This is a genomic window from Trebonia kvetii, from assembly GCF_007827045.1.
Taxonomy (GTDB): domain Bacteria; phylum Actinomycetota; class Actinomycetes; order Streptosporangiales; family Streptosporangiaceae; genus Trebonia; species Trebonia kvetii.
The window spans coordinates 121,326-135,492 of record NZ_RPFW01000005.1 but is presented as its reverse complement, the minus strand read 5'-3'; the positions used below and the strand labels follow the sequence as shown (position 1 = coordinate 135,492).

The following is a 14,167-nucleotide window of genomic DNA, read 5'->3' as shown; positions in this document are numbered from 1 at the left end:
GTCACCAGGTGACAGGCAGGTCGGTTATGGGCCGGGTGAGGACGTCATGCCGGATGACGGGCTCGCCAGCCAGCCGTATCCCCGGCAGGCGCTTGAACAGTTCGGCCATCCCGACCTGCAGCTCCATCCTGGCCAGCGGCGCGCCGAGGCAGTGGTGGATCCCGTAGCTCAGGGTCAGGTGCGGGTTGTCCGCCCGGGCGATGTCGAAGCGCCCCGCGTCGGGTACGGCCTCCGGGTCGTGGGCGGCGCTGGCCGGGTCGACGGCGACCGCTTCGCCCGCGGCGACGGGTTGCCCGTCGATGACCAGGTCCTCGGTGGCCACGAACGGTACCAGGGCTCCGCCCCCGGCCATCGGCAATCCCATTTCCTGCCCGCCATGGCGGAGTGTCTCCTCGGCTGCGGTGGCCGCGAGGCCGTCGGGATCTGCCAGGAACAGGGCTCGCTGGTCGTCGTTGCGCAGCAGCGCGGTGACCCCGGTGGTGATGAAGTTGGACGTGTTGTCGAAGCCCCCGACGATGAGGATGAACGCGATGGGCAGGATTTCCGCGTCGGTGAGGGTCTCGTCCTTTTCGCGGGCGTGGGCGAGAGAGCTGAGCAGGTCGTCGCGCGGCTCGGCGCGGCGCTCGGCGATGAGCGCCGCCATGTAGGCGGCGAGTTCCCCCATGGCGCTGGCAACCTGCTCCTCGGTCATGCCGGACGTGGCCAGGGTGGCGGAGCTCCACCGCTCGAACTTCGCCCGGTCGGACGATGGCACTCCCAGCAGGTTGCTGAGCATCTCGATCGGCAATGCGATGGAGTACTCGGCCACGAGGTTGCGAATCCCGCCGCGGGCGATCATCTGGTCGATCAGCTGGTTGGCGAACGCGACGGCGGAGGCACGCATCTCGCCGACCCGGCGGGGCGAGATCGCTTTCTGCACCAGTCTGCGGAGCCGGGTGTGCTGCGGCGGGTCTTCGAACTGGATGGTCGTGCGCAGGAAGTCGGGGAACTGTACGAAGTAAGGGACGACGCGTTCGCCGGTGCGGAAGGGGGCGCGGACGAAGCGGGGGTCGCTGAGAATGTCCCTGGCCGCCTGGTTGCGGTGCACGACCCAGCAGTCGCCGCCGATCGGCATGGTCACCTTAGTCATCGGCCGGTCTGCCATGATGCGCTGCATTTTCTCGATCGCCTCGGGGACGGGAAGCGGCCCGAATGGGTAATCGGTGCCTGCCGCGGGGTTCTGCGTTAGCGGGGACTCGGTCATTGGGTGCCTCCGTGGTCAGGCCGTGCGCTCGGGCACGGGGACGATCTCGGGACGCGCGTCCGGGGTGATGGTCATGACCTCGTCCCAGCGCCCGGCCACCGTCTCGATGGTGAGCGCTGGGTCGTAGATGCCGGGAGTGGTGACGACGGCGCTTCTGCTCACGGCTCCCGCTGCGGCGTTGAAGAGCTCGCCGGTGACCTGGCAGGAGGGGTGAACCAGGTAGGCGGCGAGCGGGGCGACGAGCTCGGGAAACATGGAGGTCCGCATGAACTGCATGATCTCCTCGGTGAGGCCGGCCGCCGATGCCTCAGCCATCCGCGTGCCGGCGCCGGGCGCCAGCGCGTTGACTCCGATGCCGTGCGGTCCGCCTTCGATGGCGAGGTTGCGGGTGAAGGCCCAGACCGCGCCCTTGGAGGTGCCGTAGTGGGTGAGCATCGGGTTGCCGAGCATCGCGGCGGACACGGTGTTGACGACGCGCCCAGTACCCGAGGCGATCAGGTGCGGCCAGGCCGCCCGGCATACGTAGAGGGAGCCGAACAGGTGCACGTCGAGATTGCGCTGGTATTCCTGCTCGCTGATCTCGTCGAAGTGACCGGTCCGCACGATGCCCGCGTTGTTGATGACCGCGTCGAGCTTGCCGAATGCGCCGATGGCGGCGGCCACGATCGCCCCCGCGCCGTCCGCCGTCGCCACGTCGGCCTGCACCGCGATGGCGGTGCCGCCAGCGGAATGGATCTCCGCGGCCACGTCGGCCGCCGGGTCATCGCCCGCCACTCCGTCGCCGGCCACCTTCGCGCCGAGGTCGGCGACGACGACGCTGGCCCCGCGGGACGCCAGCAGTAGCGCGTGCGCGCGGCCGATGCCCCGACCGGCGCCGGTGACGACGACGACGCGGCCATCGAAAGTCAGTGGATCCACCATTGCTCCCTTCGTTTGCGGCTGATGCCTGCCGGCTTCGCTACGGGCGGCTCTCGCCGCCGCTCACCGGGACGGGAGCGGTCCAGATCGATCCCCGCCGGTTGCGGCGGGACTCCTCCCAGTCGAGCACGTCGAGTCCGGCCGTGATGTAGAGGGTCCGCCGGTCCGCGCCGCCCAGGACGCAGGCGGGCGGGATGGCCACGGTCGCGTCGAACCGGATGACGTCGGTGACAGCGCCGCCGTCCGTGAACCGAGCTAGTCCCGGCAGGGCCGGCATTCCGGCCCAGACGCCGTCCTCGGCATCGAGGCAGACGCCGTCGGGGAGGGACGGGGTCTGCGCGAAAACGCGGCGGCCGCTGAGGGCCCCGGTCGTCGGGTCGCGGTCCAGGGCGGTGATCAGGTTGGCGAACGCCTCCGCGGTCACCAGCTTGGTGCCGTCCGCCGTGATGGCAACGCCGTTTGCGCCCCAGAAACCGCCGAGCTCGGTCAGGTTCCGCGCGCTGCCGTCCGGCTCGACGACGATCAGCAGCGATTCCTTCGGCTCCTCTCCGGCGAACAGCTCGAAGCCGAGCTGGCTGACGTACGCCCGGCCGTCGGCGTCCACGACCATGTCGTTGACCGGCCCGGTGGCCAGCTCGCGCAGATCGGCGTACACAGTCAGCGACCGTCCGTCCCAGGCGAGGACGAGCCGCTCGTGCATCGAGGTGACGATGAGACGGCCGTCAGGCAGCCAGCCAAACCCGCCGGGGATGACCTCAGTGCCGTTGACCGAGGTCCGGTCCGAGAAGTCGATCACGGTTTCCGGAGTGCCGTCGGCGTCGAGCCGCACGATCCGGTGGGCGTACATGTCGCTGAACCAGAGCGCACCGTGGTGCCAACGCGGGCACTCGGCCCAGGTGTACCCGCGCGACAGCTCGCGGGGCTTGATGTCAGCCGCGTCCGCGAAGGCGTCGACTACGGCGTCGGTCATGGTGACCTCCTGGCTTGCGGGTGAGAGGTTGAGGATCGCGCTCAAGAGAGTGGGACTTGTCCTGACTGTGCACTGGTTCCGGGTGCCGCGGAGCCGACGTGTCCATTCACTGGGAACTTCCGTCGGCGCGCCGCTACGTCGGACGCCTGGGGGCCGACGCGACGGAGTGAGCCGGGATCCGTCACGTTGTGACGCTGCCGCCGTTGAGGTTGATCGTCTGCCCGGTCATCCATGATGCTTCGGCGGAAGCGAGGTAGACGACCGCTGCCCCGACGTCCTCGGGGGTGCCGAGCCTGCGCACCGCGATCCGGGACGCGACCTCGGCAGTGCCCGGGCCCGTGGCGCTGCTTTGCAATCCGAGCGCGAGCGTGTTGGCCGTGACGCCGAACGGCCCGAGTTCCTGGGAAAGGTGGCGGATGAACCCTTCCACGCCACTCTTGGCCGACCCGTACAGTGTGAGGCCGGCGTCCGAGCCCACCCTGGCCGAACCGGACGAGATCTGGATGATCCGTCCCCACTGGGCCGCGACCATGTTCTCCACGGTGGCCGCCACCAGGTTCATCGCTCCGAAGAGGTTGACTTCCGTCAGCCCTCGCCACTTTGTCGGATCGAGGCTGCGGAATTGCCCGTACGGCATCGGCGAAATGATTCCCGCGTTGTGCACCAGAATGTCAACCGGCTTGCCGAACTCCGCACGGATCCGACCGACCGCGCCCTGGACGGCATCCAGGTCGGTGACGTCGAAGGGAAACGCGGCGGCCACCCCGCCACGCGCCACGATCTCCCTGCTTGTTTCCTCGGCCCGCCCCTTCAGCAGGTCGTTGACCGCCACGGCGGCCCCCTGGCCGGCCAGCGCCCGGGCGATCCCGGCGCCTGCGTTCTGCCCGCCGCCCGTGACAAGCGCGACCTGTCCGGTGAGATCAAACATCAGCATGCCCCTCCCATTGGTATGCCTGCGGTCCGCACAGTGCTGGAGTCATGTCAGGCATGGCAGCTCCTCGTCCAGGGCAAGCCGAGCCCGGCCGCCCGGTGGCTAACGGCTCAGGCAGTGGTGGCCAAGGCGCGCTGCCCGCGCCGTCGAGGTACACCGGCGGCTGCCTGCCAGATGTTCATCGCGGCGGCATGCACCGCGGCCATTGCCTTGTCGGTCTGGACGGCGGGAGCGGGCCCGCACAGGGTCAGTGCCGCGTTGATCCCCGCGCCGGAAGGGCCGACCGGGGCCGCCACCGCGATTGTTCCCGGGACGCAGCCCTCGTTATCGATGGCGACGCCGCCGCGGTCACGCACCCGGTACAGTTCACGGCGCAGCGCCGTGGGACCGCAAATCGCTCGCGAGGTCGGAGGCTGCAGGACCGCCAGCTCCGGCCACAAAGCCTCGTCAAGCCGGGCGATCAGCGCCCGGCCGGCCGCGCAGTGCACGGCCGGCTGCCTGCCGCCCAGGTGCCAGCCTGCGGCGCGCTCGGGCCAGCCGCCGACCCGCTCGATGTGCAGGATGTCGGTGGACTGCAACACACTCAGGTAGGCGGTGAGCCCGGTCGACCGGTAGAGGGCATGCATGACGGGCAGCGCGGCCCCGTGCACTTGATCGCGATGGACGACCCGGACGCCGAGCTCAAACATGCGGATGCCCAGCGAGTAATTGAACCCGTGCCGCTCGACCCACCCGAGGTCGACGAGGCGCTGAAGAATGCGGTGGGCCGACGACCGGGGCACGCGCGTCTGCCGCGAGATCTGGGCGAGCGTGCAGTGATGTTGGCCGTCGAGGACCTGCAGGAGCGAGGCCACTCGGTCAATCATGGCGGTGGGCGTGTCCTGTGCTGGCGACATCACCATAGCGCACCTCCGACGTCAGCGTCAGTTGCACATTGTGCCAGGTTGGCACAAACTGACATCCGTGAGTATAACGACGGCCCACTATCGTGTAAATGAACTCTTTCTCGCTGGCACGCACGGCGGTGCCTTGGGAACCGGGAAGTGATGATGGCGGACCTGGCGGACACCGATACGGCGACCAAGCCGACCCGTCCCTCGCTAGTCCAGCGGCGCGCGCATGAGTTGCGGCTGGAGATCGCCCACAAGGCAGCCGAGATCTTCGTGGCCGACGGCGACACGTCCGCCACGGTCGAGCGCATCGCCGGCTCCGTCGGCATCTCAACGAGAACGTTCTACCGGCACTTTCCCGCTAAGGAAGACGTGGTCCGTCCCCTGTTCCGTGAGAGCGCGGACCTAATCATCGCCGAGCTCCAGGACAGGGCGCAGGGAGGTGGCGACCTGATCGAGGATCTCGTCCAGGCATGGTCCCCGCAACTGCACGACGGCGCGTTGACCGACTTCGAACTGCGCCTTATGCGGCTGATCGCGGACAACGCGGAGTACCGCCTGCGCTGGCTTGAGGTGGACGACGAGCTCGCCGGCCGCGTGCAGAAGTTCCTGTCCGAGCGGATTGTGACCGGCGATCACCCGGCGCTCCAGACGCTCCCGGCCGTCCTCGTCGTCCAGGCAACCAGGCACGTCTTCGACGGCTGGATCAGGGCCGGCGCCGAGGGCGACGTCAGGGAACTCCTGCGTCGCGCCTTGCGCGCGGTACTCGCCGGGTTCGAGGCGAGAGCCTCAGAGCCGTGACAGCGACAGAGCGGCCGAGGATCACGGCGGCGGATATCGCGCGCGCGGCGGGCGTGTCGCGAGCCACGGTCGGGTTCGTTCTGAACAACACACCTGGCCAGACCATCTCCGAGGCCACCAGGGAGCGCGTTCTCCAGGAAGCGGCCAGGCGCGGGTACCGGCCGAACAGCGCGGCACAGGCGCTGGCCAGCGGGCGCAGCCGCATTGTCCTGTTTGTCCTGCCAGACTGGCCGGCCGACTACGCCATGCATCTGTACCTGGGCGAGGCGGCGCACGTCCTCGGCATGGCCGGCTACTCACTGATCACCTATACGCGTTACCCGTCGGACCAGGCACGACCGCTCTGGGAGACGCTGGACCCCGAGGTCGTCGTCGGCATGTTCCCGTTCAGCGACGAGGAGATGGCGGCCTTGCGCGCGAGCGGCATCGCCAAGGTATATCCCGGTCCCGGGCAGCCGCCGCCCGACGAGCAGCCCCTGGTGACGGCCGGAACGAGGATGCAGGTCCAGTACCTGGCGGGGCTCGGCCACCGCAAGCTCGCATTCGCCTCGCCCTCAGACCCACGGCTCACGGTGATCGCGGGACCGCGTCTGCGGGCGGCGCAGCGAACGGCATCTAGTCTCGGCATCGCTTGCCTTGACGCACGCGAGCTTGACTCCCGGGACGAGTCCGCGCGGAAGGCGGCGCTGGCGTGGCATGCCGCGGGGGTTACCGGCGTCATCGCCTACAACGATGAGACTGCCGCCGTCTTCGCCGGCGGGGCACTGCGCGCGGGGCTGTCGGTCCCGGGGGATCTGGCTGTCGTCGGTCATGACGACAGCCCGATCTCGGCAGCGTTCGTCCCTGGGCTGTCGAGCGTGCGCGTCGACTACGCGGGGATGGGCAGGTACGTCGCCTGGCAGGCCGTGCACCTGGCCGACGGCCGGCCATTGCCTGGCATGAGCCCCGGCGTGACCGCTACCGTGGTCGCCCGCGAGTCAGCCTGAGGCCCGGCTGAGCCCGGGGAAGCAGCCGCGCCCGGGAAGAGTAATAGGTGCCCGCTGGGCGGGAACCGCTGGATTCGGCCGCGGATGGCCGGAAATCCATTGTTCGCGCGACCTAAACGTCCTAATGAGCTGGACTAGCGCGCGCTAGTATTGCACTGGAGGCTGCTGGGCTCAGCAGCTGGTTACAGCGGGAGGGACAAGTAATCATGGCGAAGATCGCCGCGCCGCCGGCCGTGCGGGCAGAGAACACGACCGTCGACCTGCTGATCATCGGTTCAGGGACAGGCATGGCAGCCGCGCTCGCCGCGAACGAGTTCGGACTGCGGACCCTTGTGGTCGAGAAGACGCAGTACGTGGGCGGCTCGACGGCCCGGTCGGGCGGAGCTTTCTGGATTCCGGCCAACCCGGCACTGCTGGAAGCAGGCTCGGGCGACACACTGGAGCGAGGAGCGGAGTACCTGAAGGCACTGGTAGGCGAGTCCTCCCCCGCCGAGCGGTGGCAAAGTTTCGTGGAGAACGGCCCCGCCGCGGTGGCCATGATGCAGCGCACCACCCCCATGAAGTTCCAGTGGGACCGCGGCTACTCCGACTACCACGCGGAGAACCCGGGCGGTTCCGCGGCAGGGCGCAGCTGCGAGGCTCGCCCGTTCAACGCCTCGATCCTCGGTGAGAGCAGGACGGTCCTGCGTCCCGCGGCGCTGGCCGGGCCGGTCCCGATGCCGATCACCGGTGCCGACTACAAGTGGATGAACCTGATGGCCCGAGTTCCGGCGAAGGCCGTCCCGAGGGTCCTTTTCCGTGTGGCTCAGGGTATCGGCGGGCTGGCGCTGGGCCGGGAGTACCTGGCGGGAGGCCAGGCCCTGGCGGCGGGCCTGTTCGCGGGAGTCCTGAAGGCAGGCATCCCGGTGTGGACGAGCACCTCGCTGGTCAGGCTGGTCACCGACGGTAAGCGAGTCACCGGGGCGGTGCTCGAGCGGGACGGCCGCGAGGTGACCGTGACCGCCACCCGCGGGGTGGTGCTCTCGGCTGGCGGGTTCGACCACGACATGGCCATGCGGCACAAGTTCCAGTCCGAGTCCCTCGAGGACTGGAGCCTGGGCAGCGAGGGCAACACGGGCGACGCGATCAAGCTCGCCCAGGACGTGGGCGCGGACACCGCCCTGATGGACCAGGCATGGTGGTTCCCTTCGGTCGCGCCGCTCTCCCCCGGCGGCGCCGTGCAGGTTCTCCTCGCCGAGCGGTCCCTGCCCGGCTCCTTCATGATCAACGCGTCGGGACGCCGGTTCACCAACGAGTCCTCGGACTACATGAGCTTCGGCCAGCGGGTGCTTGAGCTCGAACGGTCGGGCGACCCGGTGCGGAAGATGTGGCTGGTCTTCGATCAGCGCTACCGCAACAGCTACGTCTTCGCGGGCGCCGTCTTCCCCCGGATGGCATTCCCGAAGGCCTGGTATGACGCCGGGGTCGCGCACCGGGCGGGCAGCCCGCAGGAGCTGGCCCGCGCGATCGGCGCGGACGAGTCCGCCTTCGCCGAGACGTTCCGCAGGTTCAACCTGCTCGCGTCGTCCGGCATCGACGACGACTTCCACCGTGGGAGGGGTGCTTATGACCGCTATTACGGCGATCCGACGGTCACTCCGAACCCGAACCTGCGGCCGCTGAGCGGGACACTCTACGCGGTGCAGGTGGTGCTAAGCGACCTGGGCACCTGCGGCGGCATCCGGGCGGACGGCTCGGGCCGTGCGCTGCGCGCGGACGGGTCGGTGATCGGCGGCCTCTACGCGACCGGCAACGCGGCGGCCAACGCCTTCGGCACTTTCTATCCCGGCGCCGGAGCGACGATCGGGCAGGGGATCGTGTACGGCTACATCGTCGCACGGCACGCCGCCGGCCAGGCCGGGTAGCCGCGGCATAGCGGTTTACCGATCACCGCCGCTTTCTCCAGGCGTCGCGGCCAGAGCCGCTGGCTTGCCCGGACGCTATGAGGTGTGTTCCGGCACGAGCACGCAGCGGGTGCCGTTCGCGAAGATCGTGGTCATGCACTTGTTGCAGTGGATGCACAGGGAACTGGTCCCCGGCTCCTTCTGCATCCGGTTGATCAAGTCGGGCTCGCGCAGCAGGGCGCGCCCCATGGCGACGAACTGGAACCCCTGCGCCATCGCCTCGTCGATCACCGCGCGGCTGGTTACCCCACCGAGCAGGACCATGGGCAGGCTGACCGCCGCGCGGATCTGCCGTGCGTCACGCAAGAAGTAGCCGTCCGAGTACGGGTAGGTTTTCAGGAACCGACCGCCGAACAGCCTTGTTCCGGTCTTGACGGGCTCGGGCACGTACTTGGCGAAGTCCTCGATCGGAGCGTCGCCCTTGAACAGGTACATGGGGTTAAGCAGCGAACTGCCCTCGGTCATCTCCAGCGCGTCGACACTCCCCGCCCGCTCCAGCCACTGGGCGACCGCGATGGCCTCGTCAAGCCAGAATCCGCCGGGAACCCCGTCGTCCATGTTCAGCTTGGCGAGGATGGCGATGCGGTCGCCGACCGCGTCGCGCACCGCCTGGGTGACGGCGAGCGCGAGCCGGGCGCGGTTCTCCAGGCTGCCGCCGTACTCGTCCTTACGCTTGTTCAGCCTGGGGCTGAGGAAGGAACTAGCCAGGTAGTTGTGCCCCAGATGGACCTCCACGGCGTCGAAGCCCGCGTCCGCCGCCATGACCGCAGCCTGACCGTGCTGCCGGATGATCCGCTTGAGGTCTTCACGGGTGGCCGGGGTAGTGGCGCGCAGGTTCTGCGGGTTGAAGAACCGGCTCGGCGACAGCGCCGGCCCCCCAGTCTGCTTCGGGTTACCGACCGGGCCGGAGTGCCCGATCTGGGCGGAAACGGCGGCGCCAGCAGCGTGCACGGCATCCGTCAGCCGACGGAGACCGGGCATCGCCTCGGGACGCCAGTAGATCTGGCGCCCGTCGGTCCTGCCCTCTTTGGAGACGGAGCAGTACGCGACCGTGGTCATGCCCACCCCGCCCGCAGCGTGGGCGACGTGGAAGTTGATGAGCGCGTCGGTGACCAGGCCGTCCCTGGCCATGTTCTCATAGGTGGCCGATTTGATCGTTCGGTTGCGCAGGGTGACGGGCCCGAGCGTGGCCGGCGCGAACGGATCCGGCATGTCCCCCTGGACGAGCGGCTGTGGCATCGATGCGCCTCCTCGATAGATCACCGGCTCAGTAGGTCGCCGACAGGCCGAGGTCCCTCTGCCTGAGCCCGCGACCTGCACGGACGGAGGCAGCATACGAGTCCTGCCCGTTCGAGGACACGGCGCTTCCCGGCCACTGGACGCAAAAAAAAGTTGTACCAAGCGCTTGCTTTGTCCCCGATACTGGGTGACCCTTGTCACAGGAACACGGGTCCGGGTGGCGTCCCCGCCCGCGCATCCGCGAGGAGGACATCGATGACATCGACGGACACGTCGGCGCCTGCGTCAATGATTGACCGGGTGGCTCAGATCCTCGACGCCTTCAACGGCCCGGCGAGCCTTACGGTCGCGCAGGTAGTCGTGCAGACCGGAGTGCCCCGGTCGTCGGCGCACCGCATCCTCGAGCACCTGGTGCGGATCCGATGGCTGTACCACGATGAGGACGGGAGCTACCGGCTCGGACTCGGCGTACTTGAACTGGGCGGCCTCGCCGCGCACCAGAACCAGCTGCGCCGCGTGGCGCTTCCCTACCTGCACGAACTGGCCGACATGACCGGGATGGTGGTGCATCTCGCCGTGCTTGACGGCCCCGAGGTCGTCTACCTCGACAAGATCGGCGGCTCGTTCGGCATCCGGCTCCCCTCTCGCATCGGCGGGCGGCAGCCGGCGCACTGCACTGCTGTCGGCAAGACGCTGCTGGCCTTTGCCGGCGAGCAGGCAAGGCGGGACTCGCTGGCCATCGCGCCCCGCGGCCGCACCAGCCGGAGCATTACGACCGACCATCGCCTTCGCCAGGAATTGTCCTGGGTCAAGGACCGGGGGATCGCCTTCGACCGCGAGGAGGCGCTCACGGGAATCGGCTGCGTAGCCTCGCCCGTGGGACCGCCGCCGAATCCGGCCGCGGCGATATCCATCTGCGGCCCTGTGACTCAGGTCCAGTTTGAGCGACTGATCAGCCCGGTCAGGATGGCTGCGAGCCAGATCTGGAGCTCACTGGCCAGCGCAGGAGGCGGCAGGCCCACCTCAGCCAGGGAGGCCTATCAGGCCGAAGCGGCACGCTGAGACCGCCCTGCGCCGTCCAGGCAGAGAACATATCGCGCGCCGGCCAGGGTCACCCGCTTCCGTTCGGAACAAAGCCAAAATAGTCCCGAACGGAAGCGCGATAACACCACTAGGTCACGCGCACATCGGATTCGCTCCAGAAGGCCCGCATGCTGGTGATCAGCCCACGCGAGTCGAATGTCATCAGGTCAATCGGCTCGACATCGACGGTCTGGTCAGGCAGCTTGGTACGGACCAGGAAATGGAAGACGGCGGCGCCGCCTGCGATGCGAAGCGTCAGCAGTTTCGTCTCGCGTGCCGCCGCCTCCAGCGGCGAGTAGAACTGGGCGATGGCGGCCCGGCCCCGGTGCGGCTCGCTGCCCGCCGGGTCCTCGACCGTCGCGTCCGGCGCGTAACAGGCCGCGATCTCGCTGGCGGATCCGCCAGCGACGGCGGCCAGGTAGCGGAGGACGGCGGCGCGGATCTGGTCAGGTGACGGCATTGAAGTCAGTCTCCTCACCGGTTGAGCACGTGGAGCGCGGCGAGGTGGCTGAACAGCATCGAGGCCCCGATAGGGTTGCCGCCGGCCGGGTAGGCCGTGCCGCTGACCGCGGCCATCGTGTTGCCCGACGCGTACAGCCCGGGGATCGGCGCCCCGCTCGCGGCGAGTACCCGGGCGTGCGGGTCGGTGCGCAGGCCGCCCTTGGTGCCAAGGTCGGAAATCCCGAAAGCTGCCGCGTGGAACGGCCCCCGCTCGATCGGGACCAGGGGCGGCTCGCCGCCAGAGAACGCCCGGTCGTAGGCCTCGTCGCCGCGACCGAAGTCAGGGTCGACGCCCTTGGCGCAGATCTCGTTGAACCGGCCGACCGTCGCCGTCAGGTTCGCGGCGGGAACGCCGATCTTCGCCGCAAGCTCTTCCAGCGTGTCTGCCGTGTGCCACAGGCTCGCCGCGACGTACCTTTCCGGCTCGACCATCGAGACGTTGCTCGCCTTGACCGGCGGCACCTCGCCCTCCCTGTCGTCGTAGATCATCCAGTACGGCAGGGTGAGCGTTTCCTTCTCCAGCCTGGCGATGACCGCGCGTCCGATGCGGTCATAGGGAGCGGACTCGTTGACGAACCTGCGGCCGTCCTGATCCACGAAAATGCCGCCGGTGAACCATAGCGCGAACGCCGCGCGACCATCGGGGTGGATCAGGCCGGGAGACCACCACGCCTGGTCCATCAGGTCGGTGTCGGCGCCGACCGCGAGCGCGGCCTCGAGCGCCCGGCCCTGGTTGGCGGGCACGCCCATGGTGTCGCGGGCGGCGCCTGGCACGCCGTAGCGCCCGCGCAGCTCGTCGCTGGCCTCGAAACCGCCGGCCGCGAGCAGCACCCCGCGGCGGGCGCGGATGGCGACGCGCGCGCCCTCTCGCTCGACGATCGCTCCCGTCACCTGCCCGTCCGTGACGACGAGCTCGGTGAGCTGCGCGTTCAGGTACATGGCGGCGTGCGGGTACTGGGCAAGGGCGAGCAGCAGCCTGCCGATCAGCGCCTGCCCCCCGATCAGGGTGTCCGGCGGCGGCGTGCCGAGCCGGTCGGTATCAAGCGGACCGCGCAGTGAGGCGCGCAGGCCGCCGAGCGCGGCGGCGGCCAGCGGCGAAGGGGTCATGTGCCGCTGCCCGTCGAGCCGGGCCTTAGGGGCCTTGCCGAAGTAGTCGGGCCAGGGCAGCGGGGTGAACTCGAAGTTGGGGTCCTTTTCGAGGTACTCGATGAGCTGAGGGCCCCGGCGCAGGTAGGTATCCTGCAACTCGCGCGGCGTCCGGTCGCCGACCACCCCGCGGTAGTAATCGATCGCCTCCTCGACGCTGTCTTCCACGCCGGCCCGGCGCAGCACGGGATTGGCCGGGTACCAGATGCCGCCGCCCGAGTACGCGGTCGTGCCGCCGAACTTGCCTGTCGCTTCGACCACGGCCACGCGCAGTCCTTCGCGCGCGGCGGTGTAGGCGCCGACGAGCCCGGCACCCGAGCCCGCGACCAGCACGTCAACCTCGTCGTTCCAGTTCACCGGTCCTCCTGTTCGTGTCCTGAGGCCACTGTGTCAGCGCCGGGCGGCACCTGCCATGCGCCTTCCCGCCAGGCGGGAGGCTCGCTCGTCGCCACTTGCCAATCGGTTGGGTCAGGGGTGGTTCGATTGGGCAAGCGCTAGATTGGTAGCATTTTCGCGCGGGTATCGGCTAAGGAGGTAACGGTGGAGACACGCCAGCTTGGCGGTGACGGCCCTGTACTGTCGGTGATCGGCCTTGGTTGCAACAACTTCGGCATGAAGCTCGACCTGGACGCGAGCGCTGCCGTGATCCGCGCGGCGCTCGACGCCGGGATCACCCACCTGGACACCGCCGAAATGTACGGTCAGGGCGCGTCCGAGGAGTTCATCGGTGCTTCGCTCGGCGGGCGCCGGGACGAGGTCGTTATCGCGACCAAGTTCCTGCCGAGGCCCAAGGACGAGCCGTACCAGCCGGGCGCGCTGCGGCGGCGCATACTCGACGCGTGCGAGGGCAGCCTGCGCCGCCTGCGCACCGACCGGATCGACCTGTACTACCAGCACTACCCCGATGTGGAGGCGCCGGTCGACGAGGCGCTCGAGACCCTCGACGACCTGGTGCGGCAGGGCAAGGTGCTGCACATCGCGTCATCCAACGTGACCGCCAAGCAGATCGAGATCGCCGCGGGCGTCGCGGGCGCCGCCTCGCTTACCAGGTTCTGCGGCACCCAAATCGAGTGGAACCTGCTCAACCGCGAGGTTGAGCGCGAGGTCGTGCCCGCGGCCAGGGCGAGCAAGGTCGGGATCGTGCCTTACTTCCCGCTTGCCTCGGGCATGCTCACCGGCAAGTACCGGCGCGGCCGGGAGTTCCCCAGCGGCTCGCGCTTCGACAGGCTCTCGTTCTTCGCCGGGAAGGTCGTCACCGACGACAACTTCGCTCGCGTGGAGGGACTCACCGCATTCGCCGAGCAGCGAGGCCACACTGTGCTCGAACTGGCCATCGCCTGGCTGAACGCCCAGGACGGCGTCGCGTCGGTCATCGCGGGAGCGACCACCCCCGAGCAGGTGCGCGCCAACGCCGCCGCCTCGGCGTGGACGCTGACCGCGGCCGACCTCGCGGGCCTGTCCGGCCTCGCGCTGTAGATCATGACCGGCTGGCGTCGCCCGTAAGGTCCCCGGGAAG

13 protein-coding genes are annotated in these 14,167 nt (G+C 69.2%); 5 read left to right on the top strand and 8 right to left on the bottom strand.

The features are described 5' to 3' along the window. Position 1: 1 nt before the first annotated feature. The 5 genes from EAS64_RS25625 to EAS64_RS25605 all read right to left on the bottom strand — a co-directional run bounded on the left by EAS64_RS25625 (position 2) and on the right by EAS64_RS25605 (position 4,916). Positions 2–1,243, bottom strand: a complete 1,242-nt coding sequence (locus tag EAS64_RS25625) for a cytochrome P450 (protein ID WP_145856996.1) — start codon at positions 1,241–1,243, stop codon at positions 2–4. A gap of 15 nt (positions 1,244–1,258) precedes the next feature. Continuing rightward, positions 1,259–2,164, bottom strand: a complete 906-nt coding sequence (locus EAS64_RS25620; protein WP_145856994.1) for an SDR family NAD(P)-dependent oxidoreductase — start codon at positions 2,162–2,164, stop codon at positions 1,259–1,261. A gap of 37 nt (positions 2,165–2,201) precedes the next feature. Beyond that, positions 2,202–3,131, bottom strand: coding sequence for an SMP-30/gluconolactonase/LRE family protein (locus EAS64_RS25615; protein WP_145856993.1), 930 nt, complete (start codon positions 3,129–3,131; stop codon positions 2,202–2,204). A gap of 181 nt (positions 3,132–3,312) precedes the next feature. Further along, positions 3,313–4,065 (bottom strand): SDR family NAD(P)-dependent oxidoreductase, encoded by a 753-nt coding sequence (locus EAS64_RS25610; protein ID WP_222849603.1) that lies wholly within the window; start codon positions 4,063–4,065, stop codon positions 3,313–3,315. Positions 4,066–4,172: 107 nt separating this feature from the next. After that, a complete protein-coding gene (locus tag EAS64_RS25605) occupies positions 4,173–4,916 on the bottom strand; it encodes an IclR family transcriptional regulator (protein ID WP_222849602.1) in 744 nt (247 codons plus the stop codon). 192 nt (positions 4,917–5,108) lie between these two features. On the opposite strand from EAS64_RS25605, the gene EAS64_RS25600 reads away from it, so the two are divergent. From EAS64_RS25600 to EAS64_RS25590, 3 genes are all read left to right on the top strand, one after another. Beyond that, positions 5,109–5,753, top strand: a complete 645-nt coding sequence (locus tag EAS64_RS25600) for a TetR/AcrR family transcriptional regulator (protein WP_246115893.1) — start codon at positions 5,109–5,111, stop codon at positions 5,751–5,753. Further along, a complete protein-coding gene (locus EAS64_RS25595; protein ID WP_145856989.1) occupies positions 5,750–6,739 on the top strand; it encodes a LacI family DNA-binding transcriptional regulator in 990 nt (329 codons plus the stop codon). Before EAS64_RS25600 ends, EAS64_RS25595 begins: the two co-directional genes overlap by 4 nt. Before the next feature lie 206 nt (positions 6,740–6,945). Beyond that, positions 6,946–8,643 carry a 3-ketosteroid-delta-1-dehydrogenase gene (locus EAS64_RS25590; protein ID WP_145856988.1) on the top strand — a complete coding sequence of 566 codons (1,698 nt, stop codon included), beginning with the start codon at positions 6,946–6,948 and terminating at the stop codon, positions 8,641–8,643. Between the two features lie 75 nt (positions 8,644–8,718). On the opposite strand, the gene EAS64_RS25585 is transcribed toward EAS64_RS25590, so the two are convergent. Next, complete coding sequence (locus tag EAS64_RS25585) at positions 8,719–9,921, bottom strand: NADH:flavin oxidoreductase (protein WP_145856986.1); 1,203 nt, start codon at positions 9,919–9,921, stop codon at positions 8,719–8,721. 255 nt (positions 9,922–10,176) lie between these two features. Between EAS64_RS25585 and EAS64_RS25580 the strand changes: the two genes are divergently transcribed. Then, a complete protein-coding gene (locus EAS64_RS25580; RefSeq protein WP_145856984.1) occupies positions 10,177–10,983 on the top strand; it encodes an IclR family transcriptional regulator in 807 nt (268 codons plus the stop codon). A 109-nt stretch (positions 10,984–11,092) separates the two neighbouring features. Here EAS64_RS25580 and EAS64_RS25575 read toward each other — a convergent pair whose 3' ends face one another. Next, the gene (locus EAS64_RS25575) at positions 11,093–11,464 is read right to left on the bottom strand and encodes a nuclear transport factor 2 family protein (protein WP_145856981.1); all 372 of its coding nucleotides are present in this window, start codon (positions 11,462–11,464) and stop codon (positions 11,093–11,095) included. Between the two features lie 14 nt (positions 11,465–11,478). Further along, complete coding sequence (locus tag EAS64_RS25570) at positions 11,479–13,008, bottom strand: FAD-binding protein (protein ID WP_145856979.1); 1,530 nt, start codon at positions 13,006–13,008, stop codon at positions 11,479–11,481. 183 nt (positions 13,009–13,191) lie between these two features. Between EAS64_RS25570 and EAS64_RS25565 the strand changes: the two genes are divergently transcribed. After that, a complete protein-coding gene (locus EAS64_RS25565) occupies positions 13,192–14,127 on the top strand; it encodes an aldo/keto reductase (RefSeq protein WP_145856978.1) in 936 nt (311 codons plus the stop codon). Positions 14,128–14,167: the final 40 nt, after the last annotated feature.

Excerpts from the sequence above, each read along its gene's own strand:
- EAS64_RS25625 (WP_145856996.1), bottom strand. The coding sequence starts at position 1,243 with ATGACCGAGTCCCCGCTAACGCAGAACCCCGCGGCAGGCACCGATTAC.
- EAS64_RS25620 (WP_145856994.1), bottom strand. The coding sequence starts at position 2,164 with ATGGTGGATCCACTGACTTTCGATGGCCGCGTCGTCGTCGTCACCGGC.
- EAS64_RS25615 (WP_145856993.1), bottom strand. The coding sequence starts at position 3,131 with ATGACCGACGCCGTAGTCGACGCCTTCGCGGACGCGGCTGACATCAAG.
- EAS64_RS25610 (WP_222849603.1), bottom strand. The coding sequence starts at position 4,065 with ATGCTGATGTTTGATCTCACCGGACAGGTCGCGCTTGTCACGGGCGGC.
- EAS64_RS25600 (WP_246115893.1), top strand. The coding sequence starts at position 5,109 with ATGATGGCGGACCTGGCGGACACCGATACGGCGACCAAGCCGACCCGT.
- EAS64_RS25590 (WP_145856988.1), top strand. The coding sequence starts at position 6,946 with ATGGCGAAGATCGCCGCGCCGCCGGCCGTGCGGGCAGAGAACACGACC.
- EAS64_RS25585 (WP_145856986.1), bottom strand. The coding sequence starts at position 9,921 with ATGCCACAGCCGCTCGTCCAGGGGGACATGCCGGATCCGTTCGCGCCG.
- EAS64_RS25580 (WP_145856984.1), top strand. The coding sequence starts at position 10,177 with ATGACATCGACGGACACGTCGGCGCCTGCGTCAATGATTGACCGGGTG.
- EAS64_RS25575 (WP_145856981.1), bottom strand. The coding sequence starts at position 11,464 with ATGCCGTCACCTGACCAGATCCGCGCCGCCGTCCTCCGCTACCTGGCC.